Annotated in this window: 16 protein-coding genes; all 16 read left to right on the top strand. The window is 78.0% G+C overall.

Annotated elements, in window-relative coordinates:
• Positions 1–176: 176 nt before the first annotated feature.
• The 16 genes from mraZ to D5H78_RS05985 all read left to right on the top strand — a co-directional run bounded on the left by mraZ (position 177) and on the right by D5H78_RS05985 (position 18,667).
• A complete protein-coding gene (mraZ, locus tag D5H78_RS06065) occupies positions 177–617 on the top strand; it encodes a division/cell wall cluster transcriptional repressor MraZ (protein WP_119949906.1) in 441 nt (146 codons plus the stop codon).
• Positions 618–905: 288 nt separating this feature from the next.
• Positions 906–1,955 carry a 16S rRNA (cytosine(1402)-N(4))-methyltransferase RsmH gene (gene rsmH / locus D5H78_RS06060; RefSeq protein WP_119949905.1) on the top strand — a complete coding sequence of 350 codons (1,050 nt, stop codon included), beginning with the start codon at positions 906–908 and terminating at the stop codon, positions 1,953–1,955.
• The gene (gene ftsL, locus D5H78_RS06055; RefSeq protein WP_119949542.1) at positions 1,952–2,650 is read left to right on the top strand and encodes a cell division protein FtsL; all 699 of its coding nucleotides are present in this window, start codon (positions 1,952–1,954) and stop codon (positions 2,648–2,650) included. The genes rsmH and ftsL overlap by 4 nt, the downstream gene beginning before the upstream one ends.
• Entirely contained in the window at positions 2,647–4,554 is a 1,908-nt protein-coding gene (locus tag D5H78_RS06050; protein WP_119949541.1) for a peptidoglycan D,D-transpeptidase FtsI family protein, read from the top strand. The genes ftsL and D5H78_RS06050 overlap by 4 nt, the downstream gene beginning before the upstream one ends.
• A gap of 17 nt (positions 4,555–4,571) precedes the next feature.
• Complete coding sequence (locus D5H78_RS06045) at positions 4,572–6,107, top strand: UDP-N-acetylmuramoyl-L-alanyl-D-glutamate--2,6-diaminopimelate ligase (protein WP_119949540.1); 1,536 nt, start codon at positions 4,572–4,574, stop codon at positions 6,105–6,107.
• Positions 6,104–7,528: a UDP-N-acetylmuramoyl-tripeptide--D-alanyl-D-alanine ligase gene (locus tag D5H78_RS06040; RefSeq protein ID WP_119949539.1), complete on the top strand. Its 1,425-nt coding sequence runs from the start codon at positions 6,104–6,106 to the stop codon at positions 7,526–7,528. The genes D5H78_RS06045 and D5H78_RS06040 overlap by 4 nt, the downstream gene beginning before the upstream one ends.
• A complete protein-coding gene (mraY, locus tag D5H78_RS06035) occupies positions 7,525–8,595 on the top strand; it encodes a phospho-N-acetylmuramoyl-pentapeptide-transferase (RefSeq protein ID WP_119949538.1) in 1,071 nt (356 codons plus the stop codon). The genes D5H78_RS06040 and mraY overlap by 4 nt, the downstream gene beginning before the upstream one ends.
• Positions 8,592–10,028 carry a UDP-N-acetylmuramoyl-L-alanine--D-glutamate ligase gene (murD, locus tag D5H78_RS06030; protein WP_245941608.1) on the top strand — a complete coding sequence of 479 codons (1,437 nt, stop codon included), beginning with the start codon at positions 8,592–8,594 and terminating at the stop codon, positions 10,026–10,028. The genes mraY and murD overlap by 4 nt, the downstream gene beginning before the upstream one ends.
• Positions 10,025–11,311 (top strand): putative lipid II flippase FtsW, encoded by a 1,287-nt coding sequence (ftsW, locus tag D5H78_RS06025; protein ID WP_218566291.1) that lies wholly within the window; start codon positions 10,025–10,027, stop codon positions 11,309–11,311. Before murD ends, ftsW begins: the two co-directional genes overlap by 4 nt.
• Before the next feature lie 8 nt (positions 11,312–11,319).
• A complete protein-coding gene (gene murG / locus D5H78_RS06020) occupies positions 11,320–12,429 on the top strand; it encodes an undecaprenyldiphospho-muramoylpentapeptide beta-N-acetylglucosaminyltransferase (protein ID WP_119949903.1) in 1,110 nt (369 codons plus the stop codon).
• Positions 12,426–13,850, top strand: coding sequence for a UDP-N-acetylmuramate--L-alanine ligase (gene murC / locus D5H78_RS06015; protein WP_218566289.1), 1,425 nt, complete (start codon positions 12,426–12,428; stop codon positions 13,848–13,850). Before murG ends, murC begins: the two co-directional genes overlap by 4 nt.
• Positions 13,851–13,866: 16 nt before the next feature.
• Positions 13,867–14,625: a cell division protein FtsQ/DivIB gene (locus tag D5H78_RS06010; protein ID WP_119949536.1), complete on the top strand. Its 759-nt coding sequence runs from the start codon at positions 13,867–13,869 to the stop codon at positions 14,623–14,625.
• Between the two features lie 603 nt (positions 14,626–15,228).
• Positions 15,229–16,482 carry a cell division protein FtsZ gene (ftsZ, locus tag D5H78_RS06000; protein WP_119949534.1) on the top strand — a complete coding sequence of 418 codons (1,254 nt, stop codon included), beginning with the start codon at positions 15,229–15,231 and terminating at the stop codon, positions 16,480–16,482.
• Positions 16,482–17,234 carry a peptidoglycan editing factor PgeF gene (gene pgeF, locus D5H78_RS05995; RefSeq protein ID WP_218566288.1) on the top strand — a complete coding sequence of 251 codons (753 nt, stop codon included), beginning with the start codon at positions 16,482–16,484 and terminating at the stop codon, positions 17,232–17,234. Before ftsZ ends, pgeF begins: the two co-directional genes overlap by 1 nt.
• A complete protein-coding gene (locus D5H78_RS05990; RefSeq protein WP_119949533.1) occupies positions 17,231–17,938 on the top strand; it encodes a YggS family pyridoxal phosphate-dependent enzyme in 708 nt (235 codons plus the stop codon). The genes pgeF and D5H78_RS05990 overlap by 4 nt, the downstream gene beginning before the upstream one ends.
• A 132-nt stretch (positions 17,939–18,070) precedes the next feature.
• The gene (locus D5H78_RS05985) at positions 18,071–18,667 is read left to right on the top strand and encodes a cell division protein SepF (protein ID WP_119949532.1); all 597 of its coding nucleotides are present in this window, start codon (positions 18,071–18,073) and stop codon (positions 18,665–18,667) included.
• Positions 18,668–18,669 lie beyond the last annotated feature (2 nt).

Raw genomic sequence — 18,669 nt, 5'->3', positions numbered from 1 at the left:
CGGGCCGGCGGGCCCCCCGGCGTGACGTCCCGGCGGCGCGCGGGGTTCCCCGGGGGAGGGGCGTGGGGGCCCGTGGGGCGCGAGGTGGTTGCCGGTGGAGCGGAGTGGGGTAACGTGGGGGACAGCGGAGCGGCCGGGCGCGGGTCCGGCCGCGTGCCGGGGAGGGGGTGGGCGCGGTGGCGACCCTCTTCCTCGGGACGTACGCCCCGCGCCTGGACGAGAAGGGCCGGCTGATCCTCCCCGCGAAGTACCGGGAGGCGTTCGCGGAGGGACTGGTGGTGACGAAGGGCCAGGAGCGCTGCCTCTACGTGTGGCCGGTCGAGGAGTTCGCCCGCGTCACCGAGCAGCTGCGCGCCGCCCCGGTCACGAGCAAGGGCGCGCGCGACTACATGCGCGTGTTCTTCGCCGGCGCCTCCGACGAGGTCCCCGACCGGCAGGGCCGCATCACCGTGCCGCCCGCGCTGCGCGAGTACGCCGGGCTCACCCGCGACTGCGTCGTCATCGGCGCCAACACCCGGATGGAGGTCTGGGACGCCGCCACCTGGGAGGCGTACCTGGGCGAGCAGGAGGAGACCTTCTCCTCCCTGTCCGAGGAGGTGCTGCCCGGCCTGGCCTGAGCGGGCGCGCCCGCGCGCGCCGTACGACGAGGTCTCCTCCCGACCCCGGACCCGACCGGCCCCGCCGGTGCCCCGCCCCTGGCGCCCCTTCCCCGGCGCCAGGACGGGCCCCGGACGAGCCGGTGGTGCACCGCCCCTGGCGCCCCTTCCCCGGCGCCAGGACGGGCCGCGGTGCGGAGCCGGTGGGGGACCTGGCCGTACGGCGCGCGGGGCGCCCCGGTGGGCGCGGTGGTCGGGCGGGCGGCTGGCGGGCAGCGGCGCGGGAGCGGGGACGGCGAGGGGGGAGCGGTGGACGAGCGGCCGACGCACGAGCGGCACGTGCCGGTGCTCCTCGGGCGCTGCCTGGAGCTCCTGGCCCCCGCCCTCGACGCCCCCGGCGCCGTCGCGGTCGACGCGACCCTGGGGCTGGCCGGGCACGCCGAGGCGCTGCTGCGCGCGCACCCGGGGCTGCGCCTCGTCGGGCTGGACCGCGACCCGCAGGCCCTGGGGCTCGCCCGCGCGCGCCTCGCGCCCGCCGCCGACCGGGTCGACCTCGTGCACGCGGTGTACGACGAGCTGCCGGACGTCCTCGACGACCTCGGCCTGGGGCGGGAGGGGTCGGTCGCCGGAGTCCTGTTCGACCTCGGCGTGTCGTCGCTGCAGCTGGACGAGGGCGGGCGAGGCTTCGCCTATGCCCACGACGCGCCCCTCGACATGCGCATGGACCAGTCCCGGGGGCGCACCGCGGCGGAGGTCGTCAACACCTACCCGCCGGGGGAGCTCGTGCGCGTGCTGCGGACGTACGGCGAGGAGCGCTTCGCCCAGCGGATCGTGGGCGCCATCGTGCGCGAGCGCGAGCGCGAGCCGTTCACGACCTCGGCGCGCCTCGCCGAGCTCGTCCGGTCCTCGATCCCCGCGGCCACCCGCCGGACCGGGGGGCACCCGGCCAAGCGCACCTTCCAGGCCCTGCGGATCGAGGTGAACGCCGAGCTCGAGGTGCTCGAGCGCGCGGTGCCCGCGGCGGTCGACGCCCTGGCCGTCGGGGGGCGCGTCGTCGTGATGTCGTACCACTCGCTGGAGGACCGCGTGGCCAAGCGCGTGCTCACCGCCGACGCGGCGAGCACCGCGCCGCCGGGGCTCCCCGTGGAGCTGCCCGAGCACCGGCCGCTGCTGCGCCCGCTGACCCGCGGCGCGGAGGCGGCGACCGAGGAGGAGGTCGCCGCCAACCCGCGCGCCGCCTCGGTGCGCCTGCGCGCCGCCGAGCGGCTGCGCCCCGGCGCCTCGCGCGCGCACCGCGCCCAGGGCGCCGCCGCGCCCCGACGACCGACCCGCACGAGCACCACAGGGAGGGGCCGATGAGCACCGCCGACCTGCCCGCCGGCCGCCCTGCGCGCCGGTACGCCGCGCGCGGGGCCACCGCCGCGCGCACCGGCGCCGCAGCCGCCGGGGCCCCCGCCCCCGCCGCGGCTCCCGGCCCGCGCTCCGCCGCCACGGGCACCGCCGCCCGCGCGACGACGGGCCCGGCCCGCGGCCGCGGCGCCACCGCGCTCGCCGGCGCCCCGGCCGCGCGCGCCGACGCGCTGGGGCGCGCTGCGCTGCGCCTGGTCCCCCCGCCGCGGCGCCGGGCGGCGCGCCTGCCCTTCGCGCTGCTCGTCGCCGGGCTGCTCACCGGCGGGCTGCTCTGCCTCCTCATGCTCAACACGGCGCTGGCGCAGGGCGCCTTCGTCGCCGACGACCTGCGGACCACGTCGGAGTCCCTCGCCGACCGCGAGGAGGCGCTCGCGCAGGAGCTCGCCCAGCTGGAGTCGCCGGCGAGCCTGGCGCAGCGGGCCTCCGCGCTCGGCATGGTGCCCAGCGGGGCGCCGGCGTTCATCGACCCGACGACCGGGCGGGTGCTCGGCGTGCCGGAGCCCGCCGAGGCGCCGCCCGCCCCGCCGCGCTCGACGGGGGCGGACCGCGGCCAGGAGCAGCGGGCGGCCCAGCGCGGCGGCGGGGCGCAGGACGAGCAGCAGGACGAGCAGCAGGGCGAGCAGCAGGGGGAGGGCCGCCGGTGAGCGACCGCGAGCTGCCCCCGCCCCGGCGCCGGGCGCCCCACCCGCGCCCCGGCGCGCGCCGCCGACCCGGGCCGGCCCCCGCGCGCGGCCCCCGGCCCGCGCCGCGCCCCCCGGCGACGCTGCGCCTCGCCGACGGGCGCGCGCGCCTGCGTGCGGCGATGCTCGTCGTCGCGATCGTCCTGACCCTCTTCCTGGGCCGCCTCGTGCAGCTGCAGGGGCTCGACGCGTCGGCGTACGCCGCGGCGGCGGAGAAGAACCGGCTGCGCGAGGTCACCCTCATCGCCCAGCGCGGCAGCATCACCGACACGCACGGCGTCCCGCTGGCGACCAGCGTCGAGGCGGTGCGGGTCACCGCCGACCAGCAGCAGATCGCGGAGAGCAGCTCCACCCCGCGCGCGATCGCCGAGGCGGTGTCGCCGATCCTGGGCATCGACGTCGACGACCTCACCGAGCGCCTGACGGGCGAGCGGCGCTACGTCGTCGTCGCGTCCGCGGTGACGCCCGAGCAGTGGGACCGGGTCACCCGGTCGATGCCGCTGCGGGCTCGCGACGGCAGCGTGCTGCGCGACGAGGACGGGCAGGTCCGCACCGGCCGCCCGGTCGGCCTCTACGGCGGCAGCACGACGCGGCGGACGTACCCGAGCGGGGACCTGGCCGGCAACGTGCTCGGCTTCCTCAGCGGCGACGGGCGCCCGCTCGGCGGCGTGGAGCTGGCCCTGGCCGACGAGCTCGACGGGCGGGACGGGCACACGACGTACGAGCGCAGCCCGGACGGGCGCGAGATCCCCCTGGGGCAGAGCGTCAGCGAGGACCCGGTGCCCGGCGACGACGTCGTGCTCACCATCGACCGGGACGTGCAGTGGGTCGCGCAGGACGCGCTCGCCCGCAAGGTCGAGGAGACGGGGGCCCTCAGCGGCCAGGCCGTCGTCATGACCGTCGACGGCGACATCCTCGCCATGGCGACCGCCCCGACGCTCGACCCTGCCGACCCCGGCGGCACCCCCGAGGAGGCGCGCGGCAACAGCGCGCTGCAGGACGCGTACGAGCCGGGCAGCGTCGGCAAGCTCCTCACCGCCGCCGCGGTGGTCGAGGAGGGCGCGGTCACCCCCGAGACGGCGCTGACGATCCCGAACCGGCTCGCCCGCGGCGGCGACAGCTTCAAGGACTTCGAGGACCACGGCACGGTCGGGATGACGTACGCCGGGACGATCGCCCGCTCGAGCAACATCGGGCAGATCCTCGCCGCCGAGCGGATGGGCTTCTCCGAGCTGCTGCCGTACTTCCGCGGCTTCGGCCTCGGCGAGCCGGTCGGCCTCGGGCTGCCGGAGCAGCCCGGCTACCTGCCGCCGGAGGAGACCTGGTCGGCGACGACGCCGTACACGCTGACCTTCGGCCAGGGCTACTCGGTCAACGCGGTGCAGATGACCGCGGCCGTGGCCGGCGTGGTCGGCGGCGGCACGCGGGTGCACCCCCGGCTCGTCGAGCGGGTCGTCGCCCCCGACGGCACCGTGCGCGAGAACCCGGTGCGCGAGGGCGAGCGGGTCGTGAGCGAGGAGACCTCCGACGCGGTCGTGCGGATGATGGAGGCCGTCGTCGGCGAGGACGGCACGGCCCCGGCGACCGCCATCGCGGGGTACCGCACCGCCGGCAAGACCGGCACCGCGAACCGGTTCGACGAGGAGGCCGGCGGCTACTCCGGCTGGACCATGTCGTACGTCCAGGTGGCGCCCGCGGACGACCCGCAGCTCGTCGTCTACGTCGCCCTGCAGCGGCCCCGCAGCGGCAGCGGCGGCGGCTCCACGGCGGGCCCCGTGGTCAAGGAGGTCATGGAGTTCGCGCTGCAGAGCCAGCGCGTGCCCCCCACCGGCGAGGAGCCGCCCGCGGTCCGGGTCTACACGGACTGACGGGTAGCCTCACCGCCGTGCCGAGCCCCCTCCGCTCCCGCCCGGCCGACGCGGGCCTGCTGCCGCGCCGGACCGTCGGCGAGGCCTGCGCGCTGCTCGGGGCCGAGGCCCCCGCGGGCGCCGAGCGGCCCGTCACCGGCGTCACCCTCGACAGCCGCGCCGTGCGCCCCGGGGACCTCTACGCCGCGCTGCCCGGCGCCCGCGTGCACGGCGCCCGCTTCGCCGGCGACGCGCTCGCCGCCGGCGCCGTCGCCGTGCTGACCGACCCCGAGGGGGCGGCGCTCGCCGGTCCCGGGGCGCCGCTGGTCGTCGTGCCCGACCCGCGCGGGCGCCTCGGCGCGCTCGCCGCCTGGGTGTACGGCGAGCCGGCCGCGGCCCTGCGCACCGTGGGCATCACCGGCACCAACGGCAAGACGACGACGGCGTACCTCGTCGAGGCGGCGCTGGGCGGCGCCGGCCTCACCACCGGTGTCGTGGGCACGGTGGAGACCCGGGTGGGGGACCGGGTGCTGCCGAGCGCGCGCACGACCCCGGAGGCGCCGGACCTGCAGGCGCTGCTCGCCGTCATGCGCGAGGAGCGCGTCGACGCCCTCGCCATGGAGGTGTCGAGCCACGCGCTCGTCCTCGGCCGGGTGGACGGGGTCGTCTACGACGTCGCGGTGTTCACCAACCTCAGCCAGGACCACCTCGACTTCCACGCGTCGATGGAGGACTACTTCGCGGCCAAGGCGTCGCTCTTCACCCCCGCCCGGTGCCGCCGCGCGGTGGTCGACGTCGACGACCCGTACGGCGCCCGGCTCGCCGCGCAGGCGCGGGTGCCGGTGGCGACCGTGTCGCCGTCGGGCGACCCCCGGGCGCAGTGGCGGGTGGTCGACGCCCGGCCGGGGGCGCGCACCGCGTTCCGCCTGCTCGGCCCGGACGGCGCGGAGCTGGCGCTCGAGGCCCCGCTGCCCGGCGCCTTCAACGTCGCGAACACCGCGCTGGCCGCGGTCGCCGCGCTGGCCCTCGGCGCCGACCCTAAGGGCGTCGCCGCCGGGCTCGCGGCGAGCCGCGGCGTGCCCGGGCGCATGGAGCGGGTCGACGGCCCGCAGGGCGGGCCGCTCGCGGTGGTGGACTACGCGCACACCCCCGACGCCGTGGCCGCGGCGCTCTCGGCGCTGCGCCCGGTGGTGCCGGGCACGCTCGCCGTGGTGCTGGGCGCCGGTGGCGACCGCGACCGCGGCAAGCGCGGGCCGATGGGCGCCGCGGCGGCGCAGCACGCCGACCTCGTCGTCGTCACCGACGACAACCCCCGCTCCGAGGACCCCGCGGCGGTGCGCGCCGCCGTCCTGGCCGGGGCGCGCGCGACCGGTCGCGCGCAGGTCGAGGAGGTCGCCGACCGGCGCGCGGCGGTGCGCCGCGCGCTGCGGGGGCTGCGGTCGGGCGACGGGGTCCTCGTCGCCGGCAAGGGCCACGAGCAGGGGCAGGAGGTGGCCGGCGTCGTGACCCCCTTCGACGACCGCGCCGTGCTGCGCGAGGAGCTGGCCACGGCCGTCGCGGGAGCCGCCCGGTGATCCCCCTGACCCTGGCCGAGGTCGCCGCGGCGACCGGCGGGGCGCTGCACGACGCCCCCGACCCCGGGGCCCGCGTGCTCGGACCCGTCGTCGTCGACTCGCGGCAGGTCGCGCCGGGCGCCCTCTTCGTCGCGGTGCCGGGCGAGCGGGCCGACGGGCACGACTTCGCCGCCGCCGCGGTCGCGGGCGGTGCCGCGGGCGTCCTCGCCACGCGCCCGGTCGGGGTGCCCGCCGTCGTCGTCGACGACGCGGTCGCCGCCCTCGGCCGGCTCGCCCGGGCGGTGCTCGAGCGCCTGCCCGACCTGCTCGTCGTCGGCGTCACCGGCTCCTCGGGCAAGACGAGCACCAAGGACCTGCTCGCCGCCGTGCTCGAGCCGCTCGGGGAGACGGTCGCGCCCGAGGGGTCGTACAACAACGAGCTCGGCGTCCCGCTGACCGTGCTGCGCGCCACCCCCACCACCCGCCACCTCGTCCTGGAGATGGGCGCGCGCGGCGAGGGGCACGTCGCGCAGCTGTGCCGCACCGCCCCGCCCCGCATCGGCGTCGTGCTCAACGTGGGCAGCGCGCACGTGGGCGAGTTCGGCGGGCGCGAGGCCATCGCGCGGGCCAAGGGCGAGCTCGTCGAGGCGCTGCCGCCGGCCGAGCAGGGCGGCGTGGCCGTGCTCAACGCCGACGACCACCTCGTGGTGGGCATGGCCCCGCGCACCGCGGCGCGGGTCGTGCGCACGGGGCTCGCGGACACCGCCGACGTGCGGGCGCTCGACGCGGGGCTGGGCGAGGGGGGCCGGGCCCGGTTCGTGCTGGCCGCGCGCGGCGGGACCGCGCCGGTGCAGCTGCGCCTGGTCGGCGAGCACCACGTCGGCAACGCGCTGGCCGCCGCGGCGGTCGCGCTCGAGGCCGGCGCCACGGTGCAGGGCACGGCCGAGGCGCTCTCGGGCGCCGCGCCGCGCAGCCGCTGGCGCATGGAGGTCACCGAGGCGCCGGGCGGGTTCACCGTCGTCAACGACGCGTACAACGCCAACCCCGAGTCGGTCCGCGCCGCGCTCAAGGCGCTCGTCGGCATGGCCGGCGGGCGGCGCACGTGGGCCGTGCTCGGCGAGATGCGCGAGCTCGGGGCCGCCTCGGCGGAGGAGCACGACGCGGTCGGGCGCCTCGCCGTGCGGCTCGACGTCAGCAGGCTGGTCGTGGTGGGCGACGGCGCCCGGCCCATGCACCTGGGAGCGAGCCTCGAGGGCTCGTGGGGAGAGGAGTCGGTCTTCGTGCCGGACGTCGCGCACGCCGTCGCGCTGCTGCGGGAGGAGGTCGCGCCCGGCGACGTCGTGCTCGTCAAGGCCTCGCGCGCCGCCGGGCTGGAGCGGGTGGCCGAGGCGCTGCTCGCCGACGGCGCCCCCGCGGCGCCCGGGGCGGGGGCCGGCGCGTGAGGCTGGTCCTCACCGCCGCCATCGTCGCCCTGCTCGTCGGGCTGCTCGGCACGCCGCTGCTCATCCGGCTGCTCAAGCGGCGCGGCTACAGCCAGGCGATCCGCGACGTCTCCGAGGGCAACTTCCCGGACCACGGCTCCAAGCGCGGCACGCCCTCGATGGGCGGCATCACCATGGTGCTCGGCGTGCTCCTGGGCTACGCGGTCGCGCACCTCTACACCCGCACCCCGCCGACCGCCTCGGCGCTGCTCGTGCTCCTGCTCATGACGGGCATGGCCTTCGTCGGCTTCTGCGACGACTACATCAAGATCTTCAAGCAGCGCAGCCTCGGCCTGCGGGCCTCCACGAAGTTCGGCGGCCAGACGCTCGTCGCGGTCGCCTTCGCGGTGCTCGCCCTGCGCTTCCCGAACGCCGACGGGGTGACGCCGGCCTCGGACAGCATCTCCTTCGTCCGCGACACCGGGCTGGAGCTCACCGCCGTCGGCTTCGTGCTGTGGGCGGTCCTGCTCATCGCCGGCACGACCAACGCGGTGAACCTCACCGACGGCCTCGACGGCCTGGCCACGGGCGCGGCGGTCATGGTCTTCGGCTCGTACGTGCTCATCGGGGTCTGGCAGGTCGGGCAGAGCTGCGCGTCGGCGGACCCCGCGGCGAACTGCTACGTCGTGCGCGACCCGCTCGACCTGGCGGTGGTGGCGGCGGCCTTCATGGGGGCCTGCTTTGGGTTCCTCTGGTGGAACGCCTCGCCGGCGAAGATCTTCATGGGCGACACGGGGTCGCTGTCCATCGGCGGCACGCTCGCCGGGCTGGCCGTCTTCACCCGCACCGAGCTGCTCCTCGCGCTGCTCGGCGGCCTCTTCGTCCTCATCACCCTGTCGGTGATCATCCAGGTGGGCAGCTTCAAGCTCACCGGCCGGCGGGTGTTCCGCATGGCACCGCTGCAGCACCACTTCGAGCTCGTCGGCTGGGGCGAGGTCACCATCGTCATCCGGTTCTGGATCATCGCCGGGCTCTGCGCCGCGCTCGGCCTCGCCACCTTCTACGCCGAGTGGCTGGGCGGGCTGTGACGCTGCGCCTCGACGGGCGCCGGGTGCTCGTCACCGGGCTCGGCGTCTCCGGCCTGCCCGCGGCCCGCGCCCTGCTGCGCCTCGGCGCCGACGTCGTCGCGGTCGACGGGGCCGACGGCCCTGCCCAGCGCGACGCCGCGGTGCAGCTCGCCGGCGCCGACGTGCGCCTCGGGGACGCGGACGACCCGCGCCACCTCGAGGGCGCGGAGCTCGTCGTGACCTCGCCGGGCTGGCGCCCGACCCAGCCGCTGCTGGCCGGGGCCGCCCGCCGCGGGGTGCCCGTGTGGGGCGAGGTCGAGCTCGCCTGGCGGCTGCGCGGCGAGGGCGCGGCGCCGTGGCTCGCGGTCACCGGCACCAACGGCAAGACGACCGCGGTGCGCATGCTCGCCTCGGTGCTCGCGGCGGCCGGGCGGCGCACCGTGGCGGTCGGCAACGTGGGCGCGCCGCTCGTCGACGCCGTCCTCGACGGCGCGTACGACGTGCTCGCGGTGGAGCTGTCGAGCTACCAGCTGCACTGGACCTCGACGGTCGCGGTGCAGGCCGGGGCGGTGCTCAACGTGGCGCCGGACCACCTCGACTGGCACGGCGGGCTCGCCGCGTACGCCGCCGACAAGGGGCTGGTCTACCGCGGCGCCGAGCGGGCCTGCGTCTACAACGCCGCCGACCCGGTCACCGAGCAGCTGGTCCGCGACGCCGACGTCGCCGAGGGCGCGCGCGCCGTGGGCACCACGCTCTGCCCGCCCGCCCCGGCGCAGCTCGGCCTCGTCGAGGACCTGCTCGTCGACCGCGCCTTCGACGACGACGGCGGGCGGCCCGACCCCGGCGCGGCCGTCGAGCTGGCCACGACCGCCGACGTGGTGCCGCTCGCGCCGCACGTGCTCGAGGACGCCCTCGCCGCGGCCGCCCTGGCCCGGGCCCACGGCGTCCCCGCCGCGGCCGTGCGCGACGGCCTGCGGGCCTTCCGCCCCGACGCCCACCGCATCGCCCACGTGGCCGACCTCGACGGGGTGGCGTACGTCGACGACTCCAAGGCGACCAACGCCCACGCGGCGCAGGCGAGCCTGCGGGCGTACGACCCGGTGGTCTGGGTCGCCGGCGGCCTGGCCAAGGGCGCGACCTTCGACGAGCTCGTGCGCGCCGCGGCCCCGCGCCTGCGCGGGGTGGTGCTCCTCGGCCGCGACCGCGAGGCGCTGCACGAGCCGCTGCGCCGACACGCGCCCCAGGTCCCCGTGATCGTGGTGGAGCGCACCGACACTGGGGCCATGGATGACGTCGTGAGCGCCGCGGCCGGGCTCGCCCGCCCCGGCGACACCGTCCTGCTGGCCCCCGCGTGCGCGTCGATGGACATGTTCCGCGACTACGGCGCGCGCGGCGACGCCTTCGCCGACGCCGTGCTGCGGCGCGCCGCGAGCGGCGGGCCCGCGCCGCGGTGAGCGCGACCACCACGACCCGCCCGCCGGCGCCGCCGCGCGAGGAGGGCCGCCCCCCGCTGCGCGAGCTGCTCGAGCGCCCGCTCACCTCGTACTACGTGGTGCTGGGGGCCACGGTCATGCTCTGCGCGCTCGGCCTGGTCATGGTGCTCAGCGCGTCGATCGTGACCTCGTACGAGGAGAGCGGCTCGTCCTTCACGATCTTCAGCCGCCAGCTCATGTGGGTGGTCGCCGGCGCGCCGCTGCTCTGGGCCGCCTCGCGGCTGCCGGTCGTGGTGCTGCGGCGGCTGACGTACCTCCTGCTGCTCGGCACGCTCGTCCTGCTGGCGCTGACCCAGACCCCGCTCGGCGTCTCGGTCAACGGCAACCGCAACTGGATCGACGTGGGCGGCCCGTTCCGCCTGCAGCCCTCCGAGCTCGCCAAGCTCGCGCTCGCCGTCTGGGGCGCCGACCTGCTCGCGCGCAAGCACCGGCTGCTCGTGCAGTGGAAGCACCTGCTCGTGCCGCTCGTGCCCGTGTCGGTGCTCGTGCTCGGCCTCGTGCTGCTCGGGCGCGACCTCGGCACGAGCCTGGTGCTCATGGCGATCACCGGGGCGCTGCTCTTCTTCGCCGGCGCCCCGATGCGCCTCTTCGGCCTGCTCGGCGGCGCGGCGCTCGCGCTCGTCGTCGCGCTGACCGTGTCGAGCGACAACCGCCGCGCGCGCCTGCTGAGCTTCGCCGACCCCAGCGCGGACCCGCTCGGCGCGGGCTGGCAGCTGCTGCACAGCAAGTACGCCCTCGGCTCCGGCGGCTGGTTCGGCCTCGGCCTGGGCGCCTCGCGCGAGAAGTGGAACTGGCTGCCCGAGCAGCAGACCGACTTCATCTTCGCCGTCATCGGCGAGGAGCTGGGGCTCGTGGGCACGGTGGTGGTCCTCGCGCTCTTCGCCGCCCTGGCCTACGGGGGCCTGCGCATCGCGCTGCGCACGGACGACCTCTTCGTGCGCCTCTGCGCGGCGGCGATCACCTCGTGGATCCTCGTGCAGGCGATGGTCAACGTGGGCGCCGTGCTCGGCGTGCTGCCGATCGCCGGCATCCCGCTGCCCCTCGTCTCGTACGGCGGCTCGGCCCTGCTGCCGACGATGGTCGCGCTCGGCATCCTGCTCTCGTTCGCCCGCCAGGAGCGCGGCGCCGCCGAGGCGCTCGCCGCGCGCGGGCCGAGCCCGCTGCGCCGGGCCGCGTGGGCGGTCCGCGGGGCGCTGCCGGCCCGCCTGCCGCGCCCGCGCCTGCGCCGCGGGGCGCGCGCGTGACGGGCCCCCTGCGGGTGGTGCTCGCCGGCGGCGGCACCGCCGGGCACATCGAGCCCGCGCTCTCGCTCGCGGACGCCCTGCGCCGCCACGACCCCGCCACCGGCGTGACCGCCCTCGGCACCGAGCGCGGCCTCGAGGTGCGGCTGGTGCCGCAGCGCGGGTACGACCTCGCGCTCATCCCGCCCGTGCCGGTGCCGCGGCGCCCGACGCTCGACCTGGCGCGGCTGCCGGGGCGCCTGCGCGGCGCGGTGCGCGACACCACCGCCGTGCTCGAGCGGGTCGGCGCCGACGTCGTCGTGGGCTTCGGCGGCTACGTCGCCGCCCCCGCGTACCTCGCCGCGCGCCGGCGCGGGACGCCGGTCGTGGTGCACGAGGCGAACGTGCGCCCGGGCCTGGCGAACCGCCTCGGCGCGCGCTGGGCCGCCGCGGTGGCCTGCGCGGTGCCGGGGACGCCCCTGCCGGGGGCGGTGCACGTGGGCATGCCGCTGCGCCGCTCGGTGACCACCCTCGACCGCCCCGCCGTGCGCGCCGAGGCCCGGGCGCACTTCGGCCTCGAGCCGGACCGCCCGACCCTGCTCGTCTTCGGCGGCTCCCAGGGGGCCCGGCGGGTCAACGAGGCCGTGGCGGCCGCCGCCCCGGCGCTCGGGCGGGCCGGCGTGCAGGTGCTGCACGCGGCGGGGATGCAGAACGAGGTCGTCGTGGAGCGCGGCCCGGGCGCGCCGCCGTACGTCGTCGTGCCGTACCTCGAGCGGATGGACCTCGCGTACGCCGCCGCCGACCTGGCCGTCTGCCGCGCCGGCGCGATGACGGTGGCGGAGCTGTGCGCCGTCGGGCTGCCCGCGCTCTACGTGCCGCTGCCCATCGGCAACGGCGAGCAGCGGCTCAACGCGGCGCCGGCCGTGCGGGCCGGGGGAGCGCTGCTCGTGGAGGACGAGCACCTCACGGGCCCGCGGGTCGCGGACGAGGTGCTGCCGCTGCTCGGCGACCCGGAGCGGCTGCGGGCCATGGGCGCGGCCGCGGCGGCCTTCGGCCGGCGCGACGGCGACGAGCAGCTCGCGCGGCTCGTCCGGGCCGCTGCGCAGGGCGACGGGGCGCTGCGGGAGGGTGGGGCACCGTGACGGCCGTACCCGCCCCCGAGACCATCCCGCCCGCCGACAGGCTCGGGCGCGTCCACTTCGTCGGGATCGGCGGTGCCGGCATGTCCGGGATCGCGCGCATCCTGCTGGCCCGTGGCCTGCCGGTGTCGGGCAGCGACGCCAAGGAGTCGCGGAGCCTCGCCGCGCTGCGGGCGCTCGGCGCGCGCGTGCACGTCGGCCACGACGCCGCGCACGTCGCCGACGCCGACACCGTGGTCGTCAGCTCGGCGATCCGCGAGTCCAACCCCGAGCTCGCCGCCGCGCGCGAGCGGGGCCTGCTCGTGCTGCCCCGCGCCGCGGCGCTCGCGGCGGTCATGCAGGGCCGGCGGGCCGTCGCCGTGGCCGGCACGCACGGCAAGACGACGACGACCTCGCTGCTCACCGTGGCGCTGCAGCACTGCGGGGCCGACCCGTCGTTCGCCATCGGCGGGCACCTCAACGAGTCGGGCGCGAACGCGCACAACGGCTCGGGCGACGTGTTCGTCGCCGAGGCCGACGAGAGCGATGGCTCGTTCCTGCTCTACACGCCCTCGGGCGCCGTCGTCACCAACGTCGAGCCCGACCACCTCGACCACTACGGCACGGCCGAGGCGGTCACCGCGGCGTTCGACGCCTTCGCCGCGCGGATCGTCCCCGACGGCTTCCTCGTCGCCTGCGCCGACGACCCGGGCTCCGCGGCGCTGGCCGCCCGGGTGCGCGAGCGCGGCGGCGTGGCCGTGCGGACGTACGGCGAGAGCGAGGACGCGGACCTGCGGGTCGACGGCCTCGTCCTGGAGGGCTCGGGCTCGCGCTTCGAGGCCGTGGCCCGCGGGCGGCGCCTCGGCCCGGTCGCGCTGCAGGTGCCCGGGCGGCACAACGCCCTGAACGCCGCCGCCGCCCTGACCGCGGGGCTCCTGCTCGGGCAGCCCGCCAGCGACCTGCGCGAGGGCCTCGAGGGGTTCACCGGCACCCGCCGCCGCTCGGAGCTCAAGGGCACCGCGCGCGGCGTGCGCGTCTACGACGACTACGCGCACCACCCCACCGAGGTCGAGGCGGTCCTGCGGGCCTTCCGCGGCGTCGTGGGGGCCGGGCGGCTCGTCGTGACCTTCCAGCCGCACCGCTACAGCCGCACCGAGGCGTTCCGCGAGGACTTCGGCCGCGCCCTCGGGCTCGCCGACGAGGTGGTCGTCATGGAGGTGTACGGCGCGGGCGAGGACCCGGTCCCCGGCGTCAGCGGCGCGACCGTCGCCGCAGCGGTGCCGCTGCCCGGCGACGCCGTGGTGTTCGAGCCGTCCTGGTCGGCGGTCGCCGGCGAGCTCGCCCGGCGCGCCCGCCCCGGCGACGTGGTGCTCACCCTCGGCGCGGGCGACGTGACGATGATCGGCCCGGAGGTCCTCGGGCAGCTGCGGGGGGACGCGGGATGAGCCCGGGGGAGGCCCGATGAGCACGACGCTGCGCCGCACCCGGGGCGAGGCGCGCCCCGGCGCACGGACGCTGCCCCCGCCCCCGCCGCGGCGGCGGGGACCCTGGCGCGCCCTGCTCGCGGTGCTCCTGCTCGCCGCTCTCGTCGCCGGCGGCCTCTGGGTCGTCCGCTCGAGCACCCTGCTGGGCGTGGACCGGGTGACGGTCACCGGCGCGACCTCGGTGCCCGTGGCGCAGGTGCTCGACCGCGTCGGCGTGCGCGTCGGCACCCCGCTCGCCACCGTCGACACCGGCGCCGTCGCGGCGCGCGTGGCCGGCATCCGGCGGGTCGAGGCCGTCGAGGTGCACCGGCGCTGGCCCGGCACGCTCGCCGTCGTGCTCACCGAGCGCGTCCCCCTCGCCGTCGAGCAGGTGCGCGGGCGCCAGGGCGGCTGGGCCGTCGTGGACCGCGAGGGCGTCGCCCTCGAGCGCGCGGACGAGCCCCCCGCGGGCCTGCCGGTGGTCGGCACGGAGGGCGAGCGCGCCGCAGAGGCCCGCCGCACCGCCCTGGCCGTCCTCGACGGCCTGCCCGCCCCGCTGCTGCGCCAGGTCCGCTCCGCCGCCGCCACCGGCCCCGACGACGTGACCCTCGAGCTGACCGGCGACCGCACCGCCGTCTGGGGCAGCGCCGACCGCGGCGAGCGCAAGGCCGTCGTCCTCGGCGCCCTGCTCAAGGTCGAGGCCGAGGTCTACGACGTCAGCGCGCCCGACGCCCCCACCACCCGCACCGACCGCTGACGCCCGCTCTCCGGCCGCGGTGACCACGCGGAGCAGCCGTCGTGGTGCTCCGCGGGGCGGTGAGGCCTCGTCTCGAGCGCGTCGACCACGTGAGGCAGGCGCACGGGTGCCGGCCCAGGCTCGTCGGCCTGGGTAGGCACCTCGCAGCCTGGTCCCGTCGGCGCCCGCCCTGCCGGTCGCGCTGGACCGTCGGGCCGCCTCGGGTTGACCACGTGAGGCAGGCGTACGGGTGCCGGCCCAGGCTCGTCGGCCCCGTGAGGCAGGCGTACGGGTGCCTCACGTGGTCGACAGCGGGACGCCCCCGGAGCCGGCCGGCCCGGCCGGGCGTCCCGGGCCGGTGCCCCGGGACGGGCGCCGAGGGCGCCGCACGGGTCGCGGACGGCGCCACGGCGGGCGCCGCGCCGCGGACCCTCGACCAGCGCTCGAGACTCGCCGGGGCGACGCGCCGGTGGGAGCGGCTCCGCGTTGACCCGGGGTGAGCGCGCCGCGTAGTTTCCTCCCAGCGCGCAGGCTGACATAACTATAAGTGTCTACCTGAGGGTGAGGGTCGGCCCCGTGGTCCGGGCGGGGTCGGCGGCGAGGACGTTCGAGAGAGGCACGCACGTGGCAGCACCGCAGAACTACCTGGCGGTCATCAAGGTCGTCGGGATCGGCGGGGGCGGGGTCAACGCCGTCAACCGCATGATCGAGGTGGGCCTCAAGGGCGTGGAGTTCATCGCCGTCAACACCGACGCCCAGGCGCTGCTCATGAGCGACGCCGACGTCAAGCTCGACGTCGGGCGCGAGCTCACCCGCGGCCTCGGCGCCGGCGCCGACCCCGAGGTGGGCCGCAAGGCCGCCGAGGACCACGCGGAGGAGATCGAGGAGGTCCTGCGCGGGGCCGACATGGTCTTCGTCACCGCTGGCGAGGGCGGCGGCACCGGGACCGGCGGCGCACCGGTCGTGGCCCGCATCGCGCGCAGCCTCGGCGCGCTGACGATCGGCGTCGTCACCCGCCCGTTCACCTTCGAGGGGCGGCGCCGCGCCGTCTCCGCCGAGTCCGGCATCGACGAGCTGCGCGACGAGGTCGACACCCTCATCGTCATCCCCAACGACCGGCTGCTGTCCATCAGCGACCGGCGGATCAGCGTCCTCGACGCCTTCAAGCAGGCCGACCAGGTGCTCCTGCAGGGCGTCTCCGGCATCACCGACCTCATCACGACGCCGGGCCTGATCAACCTCGACTTCGCCGACGTCAAGTCGGTCATGCAGGGCGCCGGCTCGGCCCTCATGGGCATCGGCTCCTCCCGCGGCGACGACCGCGCCGTGCAGGCCGCCGAGATGGCGATCAGCAGCCCGCTGCTCGAGGCGTCCATCGACGGCGCGCACGGCGTGCTGCTCTCGATCTCCGGCGGCTCGGACCTCGGCCTGTTCGAGATCAACGAGGCCGCCCAGCTCGTCGCGGAGGCCGCCCACCAGGAGGCCAACATCATCTTCGGCGCCGTCATCGACGACGCGCTCGGCGACGAGGTGCGCGTGACGGTCATCGCGGCGGGCTTCGACGGGGGCGCGCCGCGCCGCCGCGAGCCGGCGATGGCGCGCCGCGCGCCCGAGGCCCCGCCGGAGCGCCCGTCGCGCCGGGACCGCGGCGACCGGGGGGCCGAGCGCCCCGAGCCCGCGCGGGCCGAGCGACCGGCGGCTAGCACCGGCCGGCAGACCGACGCCAGCGCCCAGACGCCGGCCGTGCAGTTCGAGCCGTCGCACCCGACCGGTCCGGTCCCCGGGGCCCCCGCCCAGGGCCAGGAGCCGGCGCGGGCGCCGCGCCCGGTGGCCTTCGAGGGCGACGACGACCTGGACGTGCCGGACTTCCTGAAGTAGTGCGCCTCGACGTGCTGCCCGCCGGCCTGCCGGCGGGCGCCACCGGCGCCTTCACCACCCGCCACGGCGGGGTGGTGGCGGCACCGTACGGCGCCGCCAACCTCGGCCTGCACGTCGGCGACGAGCCGGCGCGGGTGCTCGCCCACCGCGCCGCGCTCGGCGACCGGCTGGGCGGCGCCGTGCGCTTCGCGCAGCAGGTGCACGGCGCCGGGGTCCTCGTCGTCGACGAGCGGGTCCCCGCCCCGGGGCAGGACGCCCCCGGGGTCGACGCGCTCGTCACGGCGCTCCCCGGCGTCCCCGTGGCGGCGCTCGTCGCCGACTGCGTGCCGGTCCTGCTCGCCGACGTCGTGGGCGGGGTCGTCGCCGCGGCCCACGCGGGGCGGCAGGGCCTCGTGCGCGGCGTGCTCGAGGCGACGGTGGCCGCGATGACCGGGCTCGGCGCCGACCCCGCCCGCACCGTCGCCGTCGTCGGCCCCTGCGCCGGCGCGTGCTGCTACGAGGTGCCGGCCGCGCTGCGCGACGAGGTCGCCGCCCTCGTGCCGGGCACGGCCGCGACCACCCGCCGCGGCACCCCCGCGCTCGACCTGCCCGCCGGTGCGCTCGGCGTGCTGCGCCGCGCCGGCGTGGGCGAGGTCCGCGTCCTGGGTGCGTGCACCATCGACGACGAGCGCTTCTACTCCTACCGGCGCGAGGGCGTCACCGGGCGCATGGCCGGCGTCGTCGTGCTCGACCCGCCGGGGCGCCGCGGGTGAGCGGGCGCCGCGAGGAGGTCGCCGCCGGCCTGGCCGCCGTCGAGGAGCGCGTGCGCCGGGCCTGCGCCGCCGCGGGCCGCCCGCGCGCCGGCGTGGTGCTCGTCGCGGTCACCAAGACCTGGCCGGCCTCGGACGTGCGCCTCGTCGCCGAGCTGGGCGCCACCGACGTGGGGGAGAGCCGCGACCAGGAGGCCGCGCCGAAGCACGCCGAGTGCGCGGACCTCGGCCTGCGCTGGCACTTCGTCGGGCAGCTGCAGACCAACAAGGCGCGCTCGGTCGCCGCGTACGCCGACGTGGTCCACTCGGTCGACCGCGCCCGGCTCGTCGACGCGCTGGCGGCCGGGGCGCGCCACCACGGCCGTACGGTCCGCTGCCTCGTCCAGGTCGCCCTCGACGCCTCGCCGGGCGAGACGGGCCCGCGCGGCGGGGCCGCGCCCGCGGACGTGCGGGCCCTCGCCGACCGGGTGGCCGCCGCCGAGGGCCTCGAGCTCGGCGGGGTGATGGCCGTCGCCCCGCGCGGCGCCGACCCCGCCGAGGCGTTCGCCGCGCTGGCCCGCACGGCAGCGGCGGTGCGCCGCGCCCACCCGGCCGCGACCGACCTCTCGGCGGGCATGAGCGGCGACCTCGAGCAGGCGGTCGCCGCCGGCGCGACACACCTGCGGGTGGGCAGCGCGGTGTTCGGCGCGAGGCCGCCGCTCGGGTAACGTCCCAGCAGGCGGTCCGCCGCCGGCACGAGCACAGCCACGAGCACAGCCACGAGCACGACCCAGCAGCACGGACAGCGTCGGCCCCGCCCGCCGCGACCGCGAGCGATCCCAGCCCAGGAGGACCCCGACATGGCCGGCGCGATGCGCAAGATGGCGGTCTACCTCGGACTCGTGGAGGACGACGACCGCTACGACGAGTACGACGACTACGACGAGCGCGACGACCGCCGCCGCGACGCGCGCGACGGGCGCGAGGCGCCGGAGGACCGCTACGAGCGCGACGTGCGCGAGGTCCGCGAGGTCCGTGACGCGCGCGAGGTCCCGCAGGAGCGGGCCCGGACCATCGCCGCGGTCCGGGACGAGCCGGTCGTCCGGCGCAGCACCGGTGCTACCGTCGCGGCCATGCCGCCCCGTGTCCCCGCCCCCGCCCCCGAGCCCGTCTCGGCGCTCGACCGCATCACCACGATCCACCCGCGGGCGTACAACGACGCGAAGGCGATCGGCGAGGCGTTCCGCGACGGCACCCCGGTGATCATGAACCTCACCGACATGGACGACGCGGACGCGAAGCGGCTCGTGGACTTCGCGGCCGGGCTGATCTTCGGCCTGCACGGCGGCATCGAGCGCGTCACCAACAAGGTCTTCCTGCTCTCCCCGGCGAACGTCTCCGTGACGGCCGAGGACAAGGCCCGGATGGCCGAGAGCGGCTTCTTCAACCAGAGCTGAGG

The sequence above is a fragment of the Vallicoccus soli genome (genome assembly GCF_003594885.1).
Taxonomy (GTDB): Bacteria; Actinomycetota; Actinomycetes; order Motilibacterales; family Motilibacteraceae; genus Vallicoccus; species Vallicoccus soli.
This window is presented reverse-complemented; position numbering and strand designations above follow the sequence as displayed.